Origin of the sequence: Dyadobacter flavalbus, assembly GCF_006149045.1 — a bacterium.
In the GTDB taxonomy this organism is placed as follows: Bacteria; Bacteroidota; Bacteroidia; order Cytophagales; family Spirosomataceae; genus Dyadobacter; species Dyadobacter flavalbus.
In genome coordinates this window covers 44,659-64,906 of record NZ_VBSN01000006.1, presented here as the reverse complement: position 1 = coordinate 64,906, position 20,248 = coordinate 44,659, and the positions used below count along the sequence as shown (strand labels likewise).

Annotated in this window: 17 protein-coding genes; 9 read left to right on the top strand and 8 right to left on the bottom strand. The window is 44.6% G+C overall.

From position 1 onward, the window contains the following. Positions 1-64 precede the first annotated feature (64 nt). The 3 genes from FEM33_RS00340 (at position 65) to proC (ending at position 3,030) form a co-directional block, all read left to right on the top strand. Positions 65-658 carry a hypothetical protein gene (locus FEM33_RS00340; RefSeq protein ID WP_139010143.1) on the top strand — a complete coding sequence of 198 codons (594 nt, stop codon included), beginning with the start codon at positions 65-67 and terminating at the stop codon, positions 656-658. Between the two features lie 32 nt (positions 659-690). Further along, positions 691-2,037, top strand: a complete 1,347-nt coding sequence (locus tag FEM33_RS00335) for a hypothetical protein (RefSeq protein WP_139010142.1) — start codon at positions 691-693, stop codon at positions 2,035-2,037. Positions 2,038-2,226: 189 nt separating this feature from the next. Then, a complete protein-coding gene (gene proC / locus FEM33_RS00330; protein WP_139010141.1) occupies positions 2,227-3,030 on the top strand; it encodes a pyrroline-5-carboxylate reductase in 804 nt (267 codons plus the stop codon). Between the two features lie 85 nt (positions 3,031-3,115). Here proC and FEM33_RS00325 read toward each other — a convergent pair whose 3' ends face one another. Next, complete coding sequence (locus FEM33_RS00325) at positions 3,116-5,056, bottom strand: SGNH/GDSL hydrolase family protein (RefSeq protein WP_139010140.1); 1,941 nt, start codon at positions 5,054-5,056, stop codon at positions 3,116-3,118. Between the two features lie 96 nt (positions 5,057-5,152). Between FEM33_RS00325 and FEM33_RS00320 the strand changes: the two genes are divergently transcribed. Then, a complete protein-coding gene (locus FEM33_RS00320) occupies positions 5,153-5,437 on the top strand; it encodes a hypothetical protein (protein WP_139010139.1) in 285 nt (94 codons plus the stop codon). Between the two features lie 57 nt (positions 5,438-5,494). On the opposite strand, the gene FEM33_RS00315 is transcribed toward FEM33_RS00320, so the two are convergent. The 4 genes from FEM33_RS00315 to FEM33_RS00300 all read right to left on the bottom strand — a co-directional run bounded on the left by FEM33_RS00315 (position 5,495) and on the right by FEM33_RS00300 (position 10,094). After that, positions 5,495-6,475, bottom strand: a complete 981-nt coding sequence (locus tag FEM33_RS00315; RefSeq protein ID WP_262711949.1) for an NAD(P)-dependent oxidoreductase — start codon at positions 6,473-6,475, stop codon at positions 5,495-5,497. Then, positions 6,438-8,051: an acyl-CoA carboxylase subunit beta gene (locus FEM33_RS00310; RefSeq protein WP_139010137.1), complete on the bottom strand. Its 1,614-nt coding sequence runs from the start codon at positions 8,049-8,051 to the stop codon at positions 6,438-6,440. The genes FEM33_RS00315 and FEM33_RS00310 overlap by 38 nt, the downstream gene beginning before the upstream one ends. A gap of 118 nt (positions 8,052-8,169) precedes the next feature. Next, positions 8,170-9,135: an MlaD family protein gene (locus FEM33_RS00305; protein ID WP_139010136.1), complete on the bottom strand. Its 966-nt coding sequence runs from the start codon at positions 9,133-9,135 to the stop codon at positions 8,170-8,172. A gap of 146 nt (positions 9,136-9,281) precedes the next feature. Further along, positions 9,282-10,094: an N-acetylmuramoyl-L-alanine amidase family protein gene (locus tag FEM33_RS00300; protein ID WP_139010135.1), complete on the bottom strand. Its 813-nt coding sequence runs from the start codon at positions 10,092-10,094 to the stop codon at positions 9,282-9,284. 75 nt (positions 10,095-10,169) lie between these two features. Here FEM33_RS00300 and FEM33_RS00295 point away from each other — a divergent pair, with 75 nt between their 5' ends. Then, positions 10,170-13,073, top strand: coding sequence for a putative LPS assembly protein LptD (locus FEM33_RS00295; protein WP_139010134.1), 2,904 nt, complete (start codon positions 10,170-10,172; stop codon positions 13,071-13,073). A 65-nt stretch (positions 13,074-13,138) separates the two neighbouring features. Here FEM33_RS00295 and FEM33_RS00290 read toward each other — a convergent pair whose 3' ends face one another. Continuing rightward, positions 13,139-13,537, bottom strand: coding sequence for a DUF1573 domain-containing protein (locus FEM33_RS00290; protein WP_138283259.1), 399 nt, complete (start codon positions 13,535-13,537; stop codon positions 13,139-13,141). A 206-nt stretch (positions 13,538-13,743) separates the two neighbouring features. Between FEM33_RS00290 and FEM33_RS00285 the strand changes: the two genes are divergently transcribed. Genes FEM33_RS00285 through FEM33_RS00270 form a run of 4 tightly spaced genes read left to right on the top strand, consistent with a single transcriptional unit; the run spans position 13,744 to position 18,529 of the window. Continuing rightward, complete coding sequence (locus FEM33_RS00285; protein ID WP_139010133.1) at positions 13,744-16,152, top strand: alpha-ketoacid dehydrogenase subunit alpha/beta; 2,409 nt, start codon at positions 13,744-13,746, stop codon at positions 16,150-16,152. 11 nt (positions 16,153-16,163) lie between these two features. Next, entirely contained in the window at positions 16,164-16,754 is a 591-nt protein-coding gene (locus tag FEM33_RS00280; protein WP_139010132.1) for a sugar transferase, read from the top strand. 42 nt (positions 16,755-16,796) lie between these two features. Continuing rightward, positions 16,797-17,399 (top strand): acetyltransferase, encoded by a 603-nt coding sequence (locus FEM33_RS00275; RefSeq protein WP_139010131.1) that lies wholly within the window; start codon positions 16,797-16,799, stop codon positions 17,397-17,399. Continuing rightward, entirely contained in the window at positions 17,396-18,529 is a 1,134-nt protein-coding gene (locus FEM33_RS00270) for an aminotransferase class I/II-fold pyridoxal phosphate-dependent enzyme (RefSeq protein ID WP_139010130.1), read from the top strand. Before FEM33_RS00275 ends, FEM33_RS00270 begins: the two co-directional genes overlap by 4 nt. A 47-nt stretch (positions 18,530-18,576) precedes the next feature. Here FEM33_RS00270 and FEM33_RS00265 read toward each other — a convergent pair whose 3' ends face one another. Together FEM33_RS00265 and nth are read right to left on the bottom strand one after the other, a co-directional pair. Then, the gene (locus tag FEM33_RS00265) at positions 18,577-19,434 is read right to left on the bottom strand and encodes an FKBP-type peptidyl-prolyl cis-trans isomerase (RefSeq protein ID WP_139010129.1); all 858 of its coding nucleotides are present in this window, start codon (positions 19,432-19,434) and stop codon (positions 18,577-18,579) included. A gap of 75 nt (positions 19,435-19,509) precedes the next feature. Beyond that, on the bottom strand, positions 19,510-20,172 hold the full coding sequence (gene nth, locus FEM33_RS00260) for an endonuclease III (RefSeq protein ID WP_139010128.1): 663 nt from the start codon (positions 20,170-20,172) through the stop codon (positions 19,510-19,512). Positions 20,173-20,248: the final 76 nt, after the last annotated feature.

The following is a 20,248-nucleotide window of genomic DNA, read 5'->3' as shown; positions in this document are numbered from 1 at the left end:
GCTGTATATAAATCAGAAATCTTCTGTTTTGTTTGTTGCACCAGGCGGTGTAACCAATGACCAAATGAAATCTGAACCACACTATAAAAAGGATAACCCGGATAGAAAGATAAACGTGCTTGTCGAAGATGAACTTTCTGTAAACCCGAAAACAGACAAGAATGCATCTCATTACGCCGTTCAGGGCCTGCTTACATTGGCAGCACTGGCTTTATTTCTTCTGATTCAGAATTTTCTGGGAAAAGCGGTGTTTGAAAAAGTGAAGTTTTACAAAGAAGAGTTCAATGCCAGAAGAAAAGCCATTGACACCGATTTGCTGATGGGCGAAAGATTCGGTCTGGATTATTTGCTGCCCAGATATCTGACTGAAATCATGAAGCCCCAGCCGGTTATACTGCTTACTCCGCCCCCGGCTTACACCAAAAAATACATCAGGAATTCATCCTCTTTTTCACTTACCAATCCGGTTTACATGTTCTATATGAATGATAAAATCCGGACGGTTTCGCTGGAAAGCAAGGATCATACCAAAGCAAATTGCACCATTTTGATCGATGCCGAAGGCAATTGCTATCCGCTGAAGATCACAAACAGCGAAGAACTCGCTTTTGCGAAAAATCTCTTCCTGGAAGACATTCCTTATACGCCAAAGAAATAAGCGGTCATTTTCTGTCAATTTTTCCCTTTCCGATGCTGTTCATCTGTATTTTGGTATTGCAATTTCTGGCCGGTTTTGGAATTGTTGACCGGTTTTCTGTCATTACGCGGTTGGCCCAGAAAATTTCCTTATCCATACTGATTGGCTTCTTTCTCTCAACACTGGCCGTTTATGTGCTGGAAATACTGCATCTGCCCATTTCGGCATTTTCTGTAATGACCGGAAACGCATTACTTGCTGCGGCTATTAATTACAATCCGGCCAAACTTATTAAAAGCCTTAAACTGCTTGTAATTCAGGAAAATGTCTCCATTAAAATATATGAAATCATTTTCCTGACTGCGATTGCATATCTTCTGTTTTTCAGCTTCTGGCGGACATACAGCATTCCGGTTACGCCTTATGACTCCATCGTCGGCATTGATCTGGTTGCCCGGCGGGCGCTTAAAGAAGGTCACATTGTTTCTTCCCTGTTTTTTCGCGAGGATTTCCGGCCTTATCTGTCAACACAGCCTTATTATGCGCCGTTCACGATGCTTATGCAGATCATTTACCGGTCTGTCGGTTTGCCGTTCGGACAAGTCTGGCTTGGGCTGCTTACGGTTTGCTTTTTTGTGTTTGCTTACAGCAAGATGTGTGAAAAAGTACATCCAATTATTGCAGGTTTCTGCATACTTCTTCTGTTATGTGCTCCTGAATTATACGCATACACCTTTCTGCTTCAAACCGACTTTTCCAATGCCGTTTTCTTTGCCATCGGAATGATCTTTACGGTTAATTTTTTAAGATCAGGAAATCTGCAGCATTTTACGCTCGCGGCCATTTTTATGTCAGCGGCATGCTGGACGCGTACGGAAACCATTATCATCGTAGCTGCCATTACATTGGTCCTGGCTGTTTTGCTGTACTCGGAAATGAAGTTCAGAGTAATCAAACTTGCTTCCATTTATCTGGCTGCGTCTGCGGCATCTACTTTTTTATGGAATGTCATTTTCTTCAAATTCTATTTCCCCGTCACACCGCAGGTCAGGGAACAGATTATCTGGAAAGGATTATACTCTTACGAGAAAACCAGCATGATTTTCAATGGCATGAACTTCTTTCTTTTCAGCATGGATTACTGGGGATGTACATTGTACCTTTTTATCCTGCTCTGGCTGATCAATTTCTTTATTTCCCGCAATGGAAAAGCATGGGCGAATCTTGGCTGGCCGTTGCTTATTTACATTTGCTTCTTTATCATGCTGCATCATTTCAGTCTGATGAACATTGAGTATACTTTCCGGAGAGGCGTCATGAAATTCCTGCTTGTCATGTGCCTGCTTACTTCCGAATTTCCCATTTTGAACAAGCATTTCACGTTTTCAAAGCAATCCTGACATTTCTTGATGCAAGAAGTATTACATCGGAACAAGCGAGTCAGCAGCTTTCCGGTGATTTCGGAACAAATTATATTAAGCGATCTTTCCGGTGATTTCGGAACAAATTATATTAAGCGATCTTTCCGTTAATATTTGTTTAAAAGTTGCGTAATTCGCTTAAAACCTGAAATACCAATCTTATCTGAAATGAAAATTGCAATCATCGGATGCGGCAATATGGGCATGGCCTTTGCCCGCGCTTTCCTGAAATTTGATCTTGTAAAGAAAGAAGACTTTCTGCTTGTCGAGAAAAGTGAAGATCGTATGGAAAGCCTCAACAGCTTTCAGCCCGGCGTAATTACCGGCATTATCGGCCCGCAGATCAGCAGTTACGACCTGATTATCCTTTCTGTAAAACCACAGGATTTCACATCCGTTTCTCAGGCTTTGCGCGAAGTTGTGCGGCCAAATCAGGTTGTGCTTTCCATTATGGCTGGTGTTACAATTCAGATCATACAAAATGCGCTGGACCATAAAGCCGTGATCCGCGCGATGCCCAATACGCCGGCCATGCTGGGAATGGGCATTACCGCCTACTCCGCTTCTCCGGAAGTAGATATCAATCAATTAAGGAAAATAGAAAACCTGATCAATGCGACGGGCCGTTCGGTATTTCTGGAAGATGAAGAACAACTGAATGCCGTTACGGCGCTGAGCGGAAGCGGGCCTGCTTATTTCTTCTATGTAGTAAAAGCCATGATCGAAGCCGGAAAACAAATGGGTTTTGAAGAATCCGTTGCGGCTTTACTCGTAAAACAAACCATGCTCGGCTCCTTTCATCTGATAAATACTGCCGACAAGTCGCTGGACGAGCTTATAAAAGCAGTGGCTTCCAAAGGCGGAACGACGGAAGCAGCTCTGAAACAATTTGAAACCGGAAAGCTGGACGAAACCCTGAAACAGGGAATTATTGCGGCACAAATCCGGTCTTCAGAGTTATCCAAAGGCTAGCCAACCTAAAACTTCATCAACAAACATACAGGCTTCTTTTACGCTTAACCGATTGTCGTGCCGAAAGTTCAAAGCGATTTGCAATTCACTCATTGACCAGAAAATGCACGATCCGGCATGCGGTACCGGTACTTTTTTCATTTTTGTCACTGGAAATGGTCAGTTGCAACGTATGCCGTCCGGCTTTGAGTTCATCGTCAAGCATCAGATACCACGGCAGATGCAGCTGCGTGCTCCATTCCGTAAACAAGTCGAGCGTACGCAGGTTTTTGCCATCAATCGTATAAGTAATTTTTCCTGCATCCGGCCCTGAAATAATGGCAATGCCGATTCCCCGGCCTTTGAAATCGAGCGTTAATGCTGCATTTGCTTTTTCACCGACGAGCATCGGAACATTTACAAATCCTTCTCTTGCAGAAACGTTATCTTCAGGCTTCCATGCCGGAATCAGCGTAAATCTTTTCAGACTTTTGGCTTCGCTAATGGAATGATAACCTGCTTTTTCGTACGAGAATTTATCCAGCGGAACAGGCAGCTTTGTGTCACTAAATGCGGCAGACGGCTCTGTTTTCAGCAGTTCTTTTATCGTCTGAAAATATAATTCCTGCCCGTATGGCGAAGGGTGCAGGTCTTTAAAATCGTATTCCCATGAAAATTCTCCCGTTTTTATCCGGTCGTAAACTTCACGCGCCAGATTCATGTAAGCAGCTCCGTAATACTTTGCCAACTTCTGATGCACTCCAACTTCAACAGGCTCTTTGCCAGCTTCATAATCAGCGCTCTTATCCGGATCTGCAAAGGCCATCATGACAACATTTGCCTTTGGGTTTGCAGCATACATCTGGCGAAGAATGCCTTCCAATCCGCGAACCTGCGCCTTTTCACCGAATCCGTTTACACGGTCATTTACGGCCGCTTCCACAAAAAGCAAATCAGGGATTCCTTTTGCCAGAACATCCCTGCTGAAACGGAATGCATGCGGCGTGCTGCCAAGCGAAGGAATCCCGGCAGCTATGAAAGTAAATTCAGTATTAGGGAAATGTTCCTGCAGATATTGTGAAGTCTTGTTCCGCCAGCCGGGATTATGCGTAATGGAACCGCCCAGAAATGCGACAGTCCCTTTTTTCAACGTTCTGAATTTTTCGTACGCATTGCCCAAACCTTTATTGATTTCAATATACGGCAAATGCGGTAATGGCTTTTTTACAGGAACGCTGTTTTGTTCAATAAAACTGGCAAAGAACTCCGGATGCTCAATCGGAAAATGATGGCCTTCCAGTGTCTGTTCGCCGCGCGTCATCGGGTATACACTGATCGGGCCGCCAAGCTTCATGTAATTTTGCACAAGCAAATCGCTGTTTTCAGCCGCAGGCACATATTTATCGTTTAGACCAATAACATGCAGAATCGGTACTTTAAATGCAGCCAGTCCTGCCAGATCGTTGAGCGGAATATCACTGAACTTTACAGCTTCTTCTTCCGACAATCCGTAAATTTTCAGAAATGCCGCCCAGTCTTTTTCCGAACCCAGCCCTTTTCCTTTGCCGCCGGGCCAGCTTTTCGGATCACAAACCGGCGCTTCGGCGTAAATGCAGCTTACTTTATCGGGATTTCGCTTTGCCCAGCCGTACACATATAATCCGCCGCGACTTACGCCTTCCAATGCCGGTTTTGGAGAAAACTGTTTTTCTTTTACAAGATAATCATAGAAAGAATCCCAGACCTGCATGGCCGAAGGATGTGCAAAAAGATCATTTGTATTTACGTAAGCGATATGAAATCCTCTGGAAAGCAGGATGCTGTCCATTTCCGTATGCCAGTCGGGAAAATGTGCGCGCCATACCCACGGATTGCCTGCAACGACTTTCCGCGGCTTTACAAACCAGGCTTTTCTGTTTTCAAAAGTGAATTCGACTTTATCAAACCCTTTCCATTTTGAAATATTTTCTTGCAGCTGTGCAAACACCGGATTTCCTGCAATCCACAGCATCAGGGCACAAAACCAGATTTTACGATTCGTTTTCATACAACGTCAAAGCAGTATTCCGGCATGATTTACCGATTGGTCATTTGGCATTGGTACGATAATTGAACTCGTATTTGAGAACCTCAAACAGATTTTATGAACAATATAGAAAAGTATAAAAGCATGGAGAAGATTCTCCGTGAAATTGAAGACCTGAAAAACAGCGAGACTGCGGTCATCAAGAAAATCGGACAGATTGAGACAGAAAACATGAATCTGAATGTTGAAAATCTTGATAAATCCTTAAATGATATTTACGACGGCGTATATCAGAACCTTCAGCATGTAGAAGATCTTCAGACTTCATTTACGGAAACGGTTGCCGACTTCAAGGCAAAGAACAATATTACTGATGAGATGTTGCTTGAAATAAGAGAGTAGTTCTATTCAGTGTTTTAATGAACAAAAAAGCTGCTAAAAAGCAGCTTTTTTGTTTTGTTATAATCCGGCATCATCGGAAGCGCCCATGGCAAGTGCTCCCCAGTCGAGGTTTTCGCGGCCTTTTGCCAGAGCGGATACAAAGCGGTTGCGAAGCAGATCGGCAATGGGCATGGAAACATTCACGCTTGCTGCAGTCTGCAAGGTAAGGTTAATGTCTTTAAGTCCAAGCGGCAGCTTGAAAGCAGCGGGTTCGTACGTATGCTGCGCAACGATCTTGCCGTAATTCTGGAAAATAGGAGCTGCAAACAAAGTCTGCGTAAGCATTTCATAAATGTTCTGGCGCGGAATACCGTTTTTTTCAGCCATCGTAAATGCTTCGGCCATCATTTCCATACTTGCCGCGATCATAAAATTTCCTGCAAGCTTGATGACGTTGGCAGCGCCGGGATCTTCGCCAAAATCAAAAACGCCTTTAACGAGTGTCTGCACAACAGGCTTTACTTTCTCTTTTGCATCTGCATTTCCGGAAATGCAGATGTTGCCGACGCCGGATCTTACAGCTTCGGGCCTTGCGAAAATAGGTGCTGCCACATATGCAACGCCGTACTCCTGATGATTCCCGCTCAGCTTTCTTGATGTTTCGGGTGAAATTGTGCTCATGGAAATATGAATGCCGCCTTTGCCCAGTTTTTCAAGAAGTTCGTTTGTGAAAGTTTTTTCTACGGCCGCATCATTGGACAATACGGAAATTACAAAAGCGCCGGGCGTAACAGCTTCCGCCGGAGTTTGAGCCACTTTGGCGCCAAGTCTGGCAAGTTCCTCGGTTTTGGAAATCGTTCTGTTCCATACGGTCAGTTCGTAGCCGGAATTGATCAGGCGTTCGGCAATGGGTGTTCCCAGGTTTCCCAAACCCAGAAATGCTATTTTTTCGGACATAATATCGGGTTGAAGTAAATTGAAGTCTGAAGTATAAAAATCTGTCTGAAATTTTCCTAAAAAATCAAACCTGCATGATGCCCATATTGAATTTCTTTTCAATCGGGGCCTGATCTGCGGCTGCAATGCCTGCAGAAATGATTCTTCTGGTTTCAGCCGGATCAATAATGCCGTCAACCCAGAGCCGTGCGGCTGCATAATACGGAGACAGTTCGCGGTTGTAACGTTCTGTGATTTCTTCCAGCAAGGCTTTTTCTGCTTCCGGCGAGATGATTTCACCTTTGGCTTTCAACGTTGCCGTCTGCACCTGAAGCAGTGTTCTGGCCGCCGTGGCTCCGCTCATGACTGCCATTTGAGCCGTTGGCCATGCAAATATCAATCTTGGATCATACGCTTTCCCACACATGGCATAATTGCCTGCTCCGTAAGAATTTCCGACAATAAAAGTGAATTTGGGAACAACCGAATTGGCAACCGCACTGACCATTTTAGCACCGTCTTTCACAATCCCGCCCTGTTCTGCCCGGCTCCCGACCATAAATCCGGTTACATCCTGAAAAAAGATAAGCGGGATTTTTTTCTGGTTGCAATTCATGATAAAACGGGCAGCCTTATCTGCAGATTCGCTGTAAATAACGCCGCCCATCTGCATTTCACCTTTTCCGGACCGCACCATTTTCCGCTGATTGGCTACAATCCCGACAGCCCAGCCATCCACGCGTGCATAAGCGCAAATTAAAGTTTTTCCATAATCCGGCTTGTACTCGTCCAGTTCGGAGCCATCCGCAATGCATTCCAGAACGGGAAGCATGTCATAAGGTTTCAGTCTGTCTGCAGGCAGTAAGGTATAAATTTCTTCGGGGTTCCTTTTGGGCAAAATGGCAGCTTTACGGTCGAAACCTGCTGAAAGCGGCTTCCCGATTTTGTCAATATGCCTTTTGATTGCATCCAGACAGGATTGATCGTCAGGAAACTTGTTATCGGTAACGCCGGAAATTTCGCAGTGCATGGCTGCGCCGCCGAGTAACTCAGCATCAATGTCTTCACCAATTGAAGATTTTACAAGATACGGCCCAGCCAGAAACAGCGAACCGGTTCCTTCCACAATAAATGCTTCATCGGACATGACCGGCAGATAGGCGCCGCCTGCCACACAGCTTCCCATAATGGCGGAAATCTGCACAATGCCCATGGCGGAAATCTGTGCATTGTTTCTGAAAATGCGGCCAAAATGTTCCTTATCGGCAAAAATTTCGGCTTGCATGGGCAAGTATATCCCGGCGCTGTCAACAAGGTAAATAATCGGAAGCCGGTTTTCCATGGCAATTTCCTGTGCACGCAGATTTTTCTTGGCTGCAACCGGAAACCACGCGCCCGCTTTCACGGTAGCGTCATTGGCTACGATCATGCATTGTTTTCCGGAAACATTGCCGATTCCGGCAATCACGCCGCCGGAAGGACAGCCGCCTTCTTCTTCATACATAGCGTCACCGGCAAATGCGCCGATTTCAAGAAAGTAGCTATCCGGATCAATCAAAAAATCGATTCTTTCACGGGCAGTCAGCTTTCCTTTTTTATGCTGAGCATCAATTTTTTTCTGTCCTCCGCCGAGCTTTACACTTTCGTATTTCTGATTCAGAAGATCGATTAGTTCCGGAAGACTGGGTTGATTTGTCATAGCGTATAGTGTAAAAGTGAATGGCCGGCTGCTGTAAAATGCCAGTTTTGATCAAAAATAAAAAGTCGTTTACCCGTAAGCAAACGACTTTGATATTTATGCAAATGAAGCAATTTTCCTATCTGATCTGAGTCGCAGTGTCCAGTGGCGATTCCGACGGGCCTTTGTCTTTTTTGCCAAATACAGAAATGTTGATATAGCGTTTCGGATGCTCGCGCAAGTTGGTCAGCAGCTTGTTAAGACTTACAATCGTACGGTCAATGTTATTATAAAGCGTTTCGTCTTTGATTAGTTTTCCTGCGGTTCCCTGGCCGGATTCCACGCTGGCCAGCAACGTATGCAGTTCGTTTATGGTACGATTCGCATTCTGAACGGTTTCTCCAAGCCGCAATGCATTCAGCGAATCCGCCAGCGTTCCGGTCTTGGCAAGAAGCGGTTTCAGTTCCTTTTCGGTTTCAACCAGCGAAGTGGAAAGTTTATTGAGATTACCCGTCAGCGTAAGCAAATTACTGCGGTTTTCAGAAAGCAACCCCTGCAGACTGCTTCCCGTCTGATTATAGTTTTTCAGAACCTGATTAAGAATCAATCCTGTTTCCTTGAAACCTGCAACAACCTGATCCAGATTTTTGACCAATGAATCCGCATGTGTAACCAGCGGTAATGCCTGTTGCTGCAAAACAGCCGAAATTCCGGCTTCTTTTTTGGAAAGCAGCGTATCGCCATCCTGCAAAGCCGCTCCTGAGCCAACGGCCAGATTGACAACCTTGCCGCCAAGCAAACCGCCATCAGCCAGCACAGCCGCTGTTCCGGAAGGCAGCACAACGCCTTTCTGAACATCAATGGCAACCAGCAAATGATTTTTCTGATTCTGCAACAACCTAATTTCCTGAACTCTTCCTACATTAAGCCCGTTCAGAAGCACCGGATTGGATGCGGTAAGCCCGTCAATATTGTCATAAATTACATAATACCGGAATGTGCGGGAAAAAACATCGGAGCCTTTGAGGATATGAAAGCCGAAATACAGCATAACCATTGCGAAAACTGCCATTATCCCGACTTTTGCTTCTTTTGATACTTTCATGGACTATTTAATTTGCCTGCGTCATAATTTGCCAGGCTTTAACGCAATAAAAATTTGGATTAGATTTAATTCGACCTCGCTTTTCTGTTAACACCAAAGTATCAAAAAATGTTTTGACAAATCAAAACATCGACTGCCAGCTTTATTTATCGGTCCATTTCTTTTTTATACAACATAAATGCCTGATGAATGGAAGCGGCAACCTCTTCCTGCCCCTCATCGGAACTCAGATAATCTTCTTCATCGGGTGTTGACAAAAAACCTGTTTCAATCAGAACACTTGGCATGGCGCATCGCCACAGTACAAGAAATCCCGCCTGCTTGACTCCTCTGCTGTCGCGCCCGGAAACAGACTGAAACTTTCTTTCAACATGATCTGCGAAGCGTAAGCTACTGGAAATAAAGGCACTCTGATAATTGGCCAGCATAATATGCGCAAGCGGTGAATTGGGGTCAAAGCCTTTGTATTTCTGTTTGTAATTCGTTTCCTGAAGAATAACCGAGTTTTCCCGTCTCGCAACTTCCAGGTTTCCTTCGGTTTTGTGCAAACCCATTACAAAGGTTTCCGTGCCTCGTACCGACCGTGACTTTGGCGTTGCATTGCAATGGATGGAAATAAAAAGATCGGCATTGTTGCGATTTGCAAAAGCGGAACGTTCGCCAAGTTCAATAAATACGTCCGTAGATCTGGTGTAAAGTACTTTTACGTCAGGCGTTTCCTGTTTGATTTGTCGGCCAAGTTCCAGCGCAACCGCAAGCGCCACGTCTTTTTCTCTGGTTTTCCGGCCGCGTGTACCCGGATCTTTACCGCCATGACCGGCATCAATTACGACTGTGTTAACTTTACCGGGTTTTGCAGGAACAACGGATTTTGAAGAAGCAGGTTCATCCCGGAATACAAAGGCAAGGCTTGTGAGCAGAAAACTTGCCAGAACTACTAATTTAAGAACTTTTAACATTATTTTTTAATTAGGGCGTTACTCGTTAGAGGTTTCTCTGCTAATTTTGAAATTCTTTATGCAAAAATACGCTATTTGTTAGAACTGAAAAGAAAGGCGATTATTATATCGTCAGTAGTGGCAGCGTTTATGCTGTTCTGTACAGTTGCTTGTGTACAGCAGCGCACCAAGAGAACCGGTAAAAATTCAGGCAGTAAGATCGTTACCAAAACTGCCCAACAGAAGGCGGATTCTCTTCTTAATGCAAAGCAGCAATCCGGTACTGACACTTCAGGCACCGGTAAACGCGGCACGTCCGTTAACGGAGTGGCAGCAAAAAGCGATACTTCCCTGACAAACAATCCTTTGGTTACTTCTGATTCTACGGCTACAGACACACTGTCCAATCCCGATGATCTTCAGAATACCGTTGAATACACGGCTGAGGATTCCACGATCATGGATGCGGTTCTTAAACAGGTGCATTTGTACGGAAACGCGGAAGTGAATTACGGAACAATCAATCTTAAAGCAAGTTATATCCGGCTCAACTGGATTACCAATGAAGTTTATGCCGTCGGAATGTATGATTCCACAGCCAAAAAAATAGCCGGAGACCCGATTTTCCAGGATGGTGCAGAAACGTATAATACCAAGGAAATCCGGTACAATTTCAAATCCAAAAAAGCATTGATCCAGGGAATTGTGACGCAGGAAGGCGACGGCAATATTCGGGGTGAAAAAGTAAAAAAAGATGATGTCGGAAATTTTTATATCCGGCATTCCATGTACACAACCTGTAATCTTACGCATCCGCATTATTACATCAATGCGCCGAAGATTAAAATGGTCAATAAAAAGCAGGTTATTTCCGGCCCGTTCAACCTTGTAATCAGTGACGTTCCGCTGCCTATTGCCCTGCCATTCGGATTTTTTCCGTTTCCCAAGAAAAAGGAAAGCGGAACTTCGGGCATTATTTTCCCTACTTACGGAGAAGAACCGAACGGACGCGGATTTTACCTGCGTGAAGGCGGTTACTATTTTGCAATCAATGAATACGTCAATGCTACGGTAACCGGCCAGATTTATTCAACGGGCAGCTGGGGACTGGGCCTGGCTTCAACTTATTCACGGCGTTATCAGTATAATGGAAATTTTGCCCTACGATTTAACAAGAACAAATCCAGTGACGAAGTACAAAGAGATCTGGGGCGCGGAACAACCAATGATTTCAGCATTGTATGGTCGCATGCGCCGCGGCCAAGAGGAAATTCCACTTTTTCGGCGAATGTCAATGTAACAAGCAACAGTTATAACCAGCTTCAGGAATTTGATACACAGAAGTATATTTCCAATGTTGCCAGTTCTTCCGTGCAGTATAACCGCACTTTCGGACAGTATATGCGTGCGGCGGCAAGCTTGCGTGTGAACCAGAACTTCGGACAAAGGAATGAAACTTTGAACAGACGGGAAGGCGGAAAAACAAACATTTCCACAGACTTCAATTTTGGTATCAACCAGATCGCGCCATTTGCCATTAAAGGAGCAAGCGGACGCTGGTATGAAAGCTTCCGTCTTGGTCTGGATTTCAGCGGTAATTACACACTCACCAATTCACTGACACCCATTGATACTTCGTACAGCAGCCTGGGTTTTGCCCTGACAAATACGGAATTCATTGATACGACCCGCCTGAATACAACAAAAATAGTACCGTTCAATTTCAGCAACCTGCCGGACATGCTGAAAGATGCGCAGTTTACCGGCCGGTACAGTTTGCCCATTTCATTGCCCAATTTCAAGGTGCTCCGCTTTATAAATATTACGCCGAGCTTATCCCTTCAGGGTGAGGTTTTTACAAAACAGTACAAGTATACAGTCGTTGAAAACAAGGTAAACATTGATACTTTGAAGCAAGTGGGGACGGAATACTCCTACAACTTCGGAGCCGGGATGAATACGCGTTTTTACGGTACTTTTTTCGTAAGAGGCAAGCGGCTTGAAGCCATCCGGCATACGGTTATCCCTTCCTTGTCTTTTACTTATACGCCTGATTTTACCGGAGATGCATTTGGCTTTTATGAAAAAATTAATATCAAAGACCGGGCAGGCGTTGACAGAGAATTATCGTTATCGCGTTTCCGCGGAGTTGGTACCAGCGTAAGCAACGGCCGCGCCTCCAGCGTCGTTTCATTCAGTCTGAACAACTCCTTTGAAATGAAGCTGAAGACCAAAAGCGATACGGCTGCAAACCAGTTTGAGAAAGTATCTTTACTGGACAACCTAAGTCTGGGCGGAAGCTACAATTTGCTGGCGGATTCGCTTAATCTTTCCAATATTACGGTGAATGCGAATGCAAGGATCGGCAAGAACCTGAATCTGAACTTCAATATGAACCTGGACCCTTATGCTTATGAGGCAAATCCGCGGGTCCTGACAAACCAGATCGGTTACAAGGTCAATAAATACGCCATTACGCAAGGTCAGGGTCTGGCAAATCTGCAGAATCTCGGTTTTACGCTGGGAACAAGCTTTTCACCCAAAGGTTCAGCGGATAAAACAAAAACAACGCCGGACGCCTCAGCCGATCCTGCAAAAGAAGCGCAAAAGGAATTTATTGCCCAGAACCCGGAGTTGTATGTTGATTTCAATATTCCGTGGAACGTATCGCTGAACTATAACTTCGGCCTGACAAAACCGGGGCTTTCCAAGGCATCACTGATTCAGGCCGTTCAGGTAACGGGCGACCTTAGTTTGTCAAAAAACTTTAAAATAAGCGTAAATACCGGTTTTGACTTTACGGCATTTCAGCCGACGATCACTTCTTTAACCCTTTACCGCGACCTGCATTGCTGGGATATGAGTTTCAGCTGGACACCATTTGCAGGAAGTGCTTCCCGTGTAAGCAATTACAACTTCACACTGAAAGTGAAATCCAGCATTCTGCAGGATCTCAAAGTAACGCGCCGCCGCTCTTTCTACGACCGCTCAGCTTATTAAAGCTGACAAAAAAATGGCTGCCCGGATTGGACAGCCATTTTCTGGTATCATTTCAGTTTCCTGAATTATTTGGAAGATTTTGCTGCTGCTGTTTTTGGAACTACTTCACCGTTCAGGTATAAAGTGATTGAACCACCTTCAGTGTTGCTGAAAACAGTTACAGGCTTGTTGAAAGGACCTGCTGCTGCTGCATTGAAAGTAGCTTTTACAGAGCCCGTTTTGCCTGGAAGTACAGGATCTTTTGACCATACCGGCGTTGTACATCCGCATGAAACGGTTACGTTCGAAAGAACAACAGGATCAGTTCCTGTATTTGTAAAAGTAAATTCGTGTGTTACAGGAGTGCCTTGGGGAACTTTACCAAATTTGTGCGTTTCTTCCTTGAACTTCAAAACGCCTTTCTGGGCAAAACTGACAGTGGTTAAACCGATCATTAAAACCAATGCTGAAAAGAATACTTTCATAGTTGTAACTATAAATTTAGTGGTGAAAAATTTTTAGCAAGCAAGAATAAGGCATAAAATTTAAATTTAATAATCATTAACCAATATTAACAATGCAGCTATAAGTTATACGTATTATTAGAGGGATTATTATTTTCCTGTATAATTTTGGCTTGCGTTCAAAAAACAGTAATTTAACTACGGATTCAAACCCGAAACTTTTGCTTATGCTTGAAAATGATAGTTTGACCGGTTCCAATGTTTTAACAAAAGAAAATATTACAAACGATTACCGCCTCGCTTGCGAAAGTCGTCAGGTAAGTTTGCTGGGGAGAAAGGATACAATGGGAGGCCGTTCCAAATTTGGCATTTTCGGAGATGGTAAGGAATTAGCACAAATTGCCCTTGCAAAAGCGTTCAGGCCGGGGGATTTCAGATCAGGGTATTACAGGGATCAGACTCTCGAGGCAGCCTTGGGAAATCTGTCATGGCAGCAGTTTTTTGCCCAGATGTATGCGCATGCGGATCTGGCGCATGAGCCGAGCACAGGAGGAAGATCCATGAACGGGCACTTTTCTACACGCTGGCTGGATGAAAACGGCCAGTGGCTGGATCAAACCAAGCTTTTCAATTCCGTTTGCGACATTTCCTCCACTGCCGGACAAATTCCGCGTTCGATCGGACTGGCATATGCTTCTAAAGTTTACAGGAACAATAAAGATCTTTCATCTCTTACCAACTTTTCTCATCAGGGAAATGAAATTGTTTTTGCCACAATAGGCGATGCATCTACTTCCCAGGGCATGTTCTGGGAAGGCATGAATGCGGCAGGCGTTCTGCAGATCCCGCTGCTGACTTCTGTTTGGGATGACGGTTACGGGATTTCGGTTCCGGTTGAATATCAGACCACCAAAGGCAGCATTTCAAAAGCAATGGCCGGTTTACAGCGAAATGAAGATGAACCCGGGATGGAAATCATGACTGTTGCCGGTTGGGACTATCCTGCGCTCATTGAAACGTATCAAAAGGCAGCAAAAATCTGCCGCGAAGAACAGGTGCCTGTTTTGGTGCATGTAACCGAACTGACACAGCCGCAAGGACATTCAACTTCCGGATCGCATGAGAGGTATAAATCCAAACAACGTCTTAAATGGGAAAATGAGCGCGACTGCAATCTGAGGTTCAGAGACTGGATCCTGAAAAACGGTTACGCAACAGACGAAGAGCTGGAACAGATTGAAAAGGAAGCCAAGGAATATGCAACGCAGGCAAGAAACCAGGCCTGGCAGGCTTACAGGAAAGAGCTGGATAAAGAGTATCTGGAAACCATTCAGCTGCTTCAGGAAGCCGGGCAGGAAAGCAGTTATGCCAACGAACTCAGCAATGTAACGCTGGAACTATCAAGAACCTATCTGCCGCTACGGCGTGATTTTGTTTCCAGTATCCGTAAAGCACTGCGGATTATTGGCAAAAATGAAAGTCCTCTCAAAACTTCCCTTCAGCAGCTTTTGCGTAAAAGTCTTCAGGAAAATAAAGAACGGTTCAATACGCATCTTTATAGTGAGTCGCCTGAATCCCCGATGCATGTTCAGGCGGTAAAACCTGTATTTTCAGATAACAGCCCGACTGTTGACGGGCGTGAAATTATAAGGTCCTACTTTAATTCACTTTTTGAAAAAGATCCGAAGGTCATTGCACTGGGTGAAGACATTGGTATGATCGGGGATGTAAATCAGGGTTTTGCAGGCTTGCAGGAAAAGTATGGCGAACTCAGAATCACAGATACCGGTATCCGCGAGACAACCATTGTGGGCCAGGGAATTGGCTTGGCCATGCGCGGGTTACGGCCTATTGTTGAAATTCAGTACTTTGATTATATCTATTATGCACTGGCCACGCTGACAGACGATCTTGCATCGTTGCGGTACCGGACTGCAGGCGGCCAGAAAGCGCCGCTTATTGTACGTACCCGCGGTCACAGGCTGGAAGGAATATGGCATTCGGGTTCGCCTATGGGCGCCATGCTGGGGAGCCTGCGCGGAATGCATGTTATCGTTCCAAGAAATTTTACACAAGCTGCCGGTTTTTACAATACACTGATGAAAGGCGATGATCCCGCCCTGATCGTAGAACCACTGAATTCCTACCGCCAGAAAGAAATGCTTCCGGACAACATCGGTGAAATATGCGTTCCGCTGGGGATGCCGGAAATAATCCGCGAAGGAAAAGACATTACAATTGTGACTTATGGCTCCATGTGCCGTATAGTAATGGAGGCGGCTGCTCAGCTGCACGATCTGGGAATTGAAGCCGAAGTAATCGATGTACAGACACTTTTACCGTTTGATATTCACAGCAGCATTGTTGAGTCCATAAAGAAAACGAACAGAGTAATTTTTGCCGATGAAGACCATCCCGGAAGCGCATCTGGTTATATGATGCAGCAGGTTCTGGAAAAGCAAAATGCATACCGCTGGCTGGATTCAGCTCCGGTCACGATCTCTGCAAAAGATCACCGTACGCCATACGGATCAGACGGTGATTATTTTACGAAACCCAATATGGACGATATTATTGAAACTGCGTACCAGATTATGCACGAAGCCGATCCGAATAATTATCCGGAAATATTTTAGGCGGGCAATAAATGTATATCAGATCAGGAAAAAGGATTTTTGACATTTTCATTGCGGCAGCCGGACTAATCATCCTGCTGCCGCTTTTTATTTTGCTCGCTATTCTGCTTTCGTTCGTCCATAAAGGAAAGCCGTTCTTTTTTCAGCAACGGCCCGGACTGAATGAAAAGATTTTTACCATGATCAAATTCCGTACGATCAATAATACCGGAAAAACCGGAATGCAGCTTGCAAGCGACGCTTCCGTTACAGGAAATTTTCTACGAAAAACATCGCTTGACGAAATTCCTCAGCTCTGGAATGTAATCCGCGGTGAAATGAGCATTGTCGGACCAAGGCCGTTGCTGACGGAATATCTTGAACTTTACAGTGAAGACCAGCGCAGGCGGCATGCCGTTCTTCCGGGAATAACCGGCTGGGCACAAGTACAAGGAAGAAATCATTTAGCCTGGGAGCAAAAATTTGAGTACGATCTCTGGTATGTCAAAAACAGGTCATTCAAGCTTGATATGAAAATTGTTTTCATGACGATTACCCGTGTGCTCAGGAAAGAAGGAATCAATTTCAGCTCCGGATCACACATGGATAAATTTACAGGCTGACCAAAAAAATACAATTATTACACACTATTAAACTTATATAAAATGCTTCTGTACGGAGCCGGAGGTCATGCCGGCGTTATTGCCGGAATTGCCCGGGATTGCGGCAAAACAATAAAAGCCTTGTTTGATGATGATTTACAAAAAACTGAAGTTGCAGGCATTCCGGTCACGGGAAGTTACAATACCGGATTATTTGTAAATGAACCTATTATCATTGCCATTGGAAACAACTTGATCCGCCGCCGGATTTCCAGTCAAATTACACATTGCTTCGTCAGCTTGATTCATCCTTCCGCTTTGGTTGACAAAACCGTTACGATCGGAACAGGAACTGTAATCGTGCACGGCAGTATCATTCAGGCCAATTCACAAATCGGGAACCATGTAATTGTAAATACCGGCGCTAGTATTGACCATGATTGTAAAATTGCGGATTATGTTCATATCGCTCCGGGCGTGATATTGTGCGGTAATGTATGCATTGGCGAAAGTTCACTCATCGGAGCAGGAAGCTGCATTGCCCCGAACATTACCATTGGTAAAAACTGCATTGTCGGCGCGGGCAGCATTGTTACCAAAGCTGTTCCGGAGGGTGCGGTTGTTCGCGGCAGTTCCAGTAAGGTAATCCGGATAAGTGCGCTATGAAACCCAGAATATATCTTTCTTCTCCGCATATGGGCGGAAAAGAAATGGAGTATATACAGGAAGCATTTGACTCCAACTGGATTGCGCCGGCCGGATCAAACGTGAATGGATTTGAGCAGGATCTTTGCGAATTTACAGGCAGCCGGTACGCATTGGCACTTTCGTCCGGCACGGCTGCAATTCACCTGGCATTGATCGTACTGGGCGTTCAGAAAGATGACATTGTACTTTGTCAGTCGCTTACTTTTGCGGCAAGTGCGAATCCGGTCGTGTATCTTGGCGCAGTTCCCGTGTTTATCGACAGCGAGCCAGTAACATGGAATATGTGCCCGGATGCACTTGAAACAGCTATAAAGCATTATTTGCAAATAGGTAAAAAGCCCAAAGCAGTAATTCTTGTTCATCTGTACGGAATGCCGGCGCTCCTGAAAGAAATCATTCTGATTTGTGCAAGGTATGATATCGCAATGATTGAAGATGCGGCGGAAGCATTGGGCGCTACTTATTTCAATCAAAAGCTGGGAACATTCGGGTCTCTGGCCATTTTATCCTTCAACGGAAATAAAATCATTACAACGTCCGGTGGCGGAGCGCTGCTTTGCCAGCGTCAGGATTATTTCACAAAAGCCAGATTTCTTGCTTCGCAGGCTAAAGACGATGCGCCTCATTACGAGCATTCGGAAGTTGGTTATAACTATGGCCTCAGTAATGTTCTGGCAGGAATCGGCAGAGGCCAGATGAAAGTTTTACCGGACCGGATTCAAAAGCGTCGTTCAAATTTTGATTTCTACAAAATAAATCTCGCACAACTTCCCGGCATTACATTTCAGGAAGAACCAAAGGGCTTCTTTTCCAACCGGTGGCTCACCGTTATTCTTTTTGACCCGAAAGTTTCCCCGGTGCGTCCTGAGAATGCAAGAGAATTTCTACTGCAAAAGAATATCGAAACACGCCCGTTATGGAAGCCGATGCATTTGCAGCCTTTGTTCAGGCAAGCTCCGTATTTTGGAAGGAAAACTGCTGAGAACCTGTTTATGACAGGATTATGTCTGCCTTCGGGTTCCGGCCTACCGGAAGAAGACTTGTTATGTATTACAAATCACATCAGATCTGTTTTCTCAAAGACATAAAAAAAGCCACATTAGTTTATAATGAGGCTTTTAAAAATCATTTATTGTTACAAAACTTCAATTTCAAACTGCAATGGTGAATAAGGCAGAATAGTGCGATTTCCGTTTTTTCCATAGCCCAAAGCTGAAGGAAATATGATGATTGCTTTTTCTGTCTTACGCATTCTGCGGATGGCACGGTCGAATCCGGGAACAGCACTGTTGGTACCTGTTACAAAAGAAAATGTTCCTTCATCAAACTTGGTATCATTCAGCAGCTTGCCAACATATTTCACATTTACTGCTTTCCCGGCTCCGAGTGTATCACCGGTAACGGTATTTGATCTTACAATAACGAGGTTATCAGCAGATCTTTCAGAAACTTTGAATTGTTTGGCAGCCAGAAAATCATCTATTTGCTGAACTTCAGTTCTGGTTTTAACAAATTCCATTTCCAGACGAATAGGAGAATATGCCGGAATGTTGACTTTATCCGTGTTACCCGATGCAAGGTAATAAGGAAGCAGCAAAGTAGCTTTTTCACCGGTTTTCATCAGGAAAATCCCTCTTTCGATTCCTGTCCAGTACAGGTAACCTTCTACCGGAAAGGTAAAATCCGTCTTGTTATTGTCCGAAGAAGATATAACCTTGGTACCATCCAGCAAATAGGCCGTATACTTGATCGTAGCCGCATCGCCTCTTTTTGCAAGCTGTCCGGCCGGATTGCTGAGCCGTTTGATGTAGTAAAGCCCCGAGGTATCTTTAACAGCCTGACTTCCTGCGCTGTCGGTTTTCAAATAAGCTTCAATGGCTGCATTGTTTTCAGTAATTTTTTCGTCATCCTTGTTTTCAACAGTATCCATACAGGAAGACAAACTGAAAATACCAGCCAGCAAAAAATACAATGATAAATTAAAACGCTTCATTTCGTTAATACTTTCTAAATTAAATGGATTGATTACTATTGCTTATAGACTCCTGTCAGGGCCGAATAGTTGTAATCAGGATTGCAAAAGGCCCGTTTTTACATTATCCTCAAAATACTTGCAAAAAGAAGTAAGCGGGCATTCCGGGCATTTGGGATTTCTGGCAATGCAAATGTAACGGCCATGAAGAATAAGCCAGTGATGCGCTTTGTACACCAGGAACTTGGGCAGATATTTTAACAGGCCCATTTCCACGGCAAGTGGCGTAGAGGCCGTCATAGGCACAAGTCCCAATCGGCGGGAAACGCGGAAAACGTGCGTATCAACTGCCATTGCGGGCTGGTTATAAACAACCGATACAACCACATTGGCCGTTTTACGGCCTACTCCGGGCAGCTTTTGCAACTCCTCGACAGTCGCCGGAATCTCGGAATTAAAATGCTCTACAAGCATTCTTGCCATGCCGATCAGATGCTTGCTCTTGTTATTCGGATAAGAAACAGATTTGATATAAGTAAACACTTCTTCAACGTTCGAAGCCGCGAGTGATTGCGGATCGGGAAACCGTTCGAACAGAAGAGGCGTAACAAGGTTAATCCGTTTGTCCGTGCACTGTGCAGAAAGGATAACTGCGACGAGCAGTTCGTAAGGATTCCTGTAATGTAATTCAGTTTCAGGTTCGGGAAAATTCCGGGTAAAATAATCCAGAAACAATTTGAATCGGTCTTTTTTAAGCATATAAAAAAATATTTTCCAGAAGAAAACTAAAATCCTCTTCTGGAAAATAACACTGAATGGATTAAAAATAATTAAT

Bases quoted from the DNA above. Each gene is read 5' to 3' on its own strand.
- FEM33_RS00325 (WP_139010140.1), bottom strand. From the start codon at position 5,056: ATGAAAACGAATCGTAAAATCTGGTTTTGTGCCCTGATGCTGTGGATT.
- FEM33_RS00265 (WP_139010129.1), bottom strand. From the start codon at position 19,434: ATGAAGCGTTTTAATTTATCATTGTATTTTTTGCTGGCTGGTATTTTC.
- nth (WP_139010128.1), bottom strand. From the start codon at position 20,172: ATGCTTAAAAAAGACCGATTCAAATTGTTTCTGGATTATTTTACCCGG.
- FEM33_RS00310 (WP_139010137.1), bottom strand. From the start codon at position 8,051: ATGACAAATCAACCCAGTCTTCCGGAACTAATCGATCTTCTGAATCAG.
- FEM33_RS00270 (WP_139010130.1), top strand. From the start codon at position 17,396: ATGAAACCCAGAATATATCTTTCTTCTCCGCATATGGGCGGAAAAGAA.
- FEM33_RS00275 (WP_139010131.1), top strand. From the start codon at position 16,797: ATGCTTCTGTACGGAGCCGGAGGTCATGCCGGCGTTATTGCCGGAATT.
- FEM33_RS00340 (WP_139010143.1), top strand. From the start codon at position 65: ATGAAATCTGAACCACACTATAAAAAGGATAACCCGGATAGAAAGATA.
- FEM33_RS00300 (WP_139010135.1), bottom strand. From the start codon at position 10,094: ATGTTAAAAGTTCTTAAATTAGTAGTTCTGGCAAGTTTTCTGCTCACA.
- FEM33_RS00290 (WP_138283259.1), bottom strand. From the start codon at position 13,537: ATGAAAGTATTCTTTTCAGCATTGGTTTTAATGATCGGTTTAACCACT.
- FEM33_RS00305 (WP_139010136.1), bottom strand. From the start codon at position 9,135: ATGAAAGTATCAAAAGAAGCAAAAGTCGGGATAATGGCAGTTTTCGCA.
- FEM33_RS00320 (WP_139010139.1), top strand. From the start codon at position 5,153: ATGAACAATATAGAAAAGTATAAAAGCATGGAGAAGATTCTCCGTGAA.
- FEM33_RS00335 (WP_139010142.1), top strand. From the start codon at position 691: ATGCTGTTCATCTGTATTTTGGTATTGCAATTTCTGGCCGGTTTTGGA.
- FEM33_RS00280 (WP_139010132.1), top strand. From the start codon at position 16,164: ATGTATATCAGATCAGGAAAAAGGATTTTTGACATTTTCATTGCGGCA.
- proC (WP_139010141.1), top strand. From the start codon at position 2,227: ATGAAAATTGCAATCATCGGATGCGGCAATATGGGCATGGCCTTTGCC.
- FEM33_RS00285 (WP_139010133.1), top strand. From the start codon at position 13,744: ATGCTTGAAAATGATAGTTTGACCGGTTCCAATGTTTTAACAAAAGAA.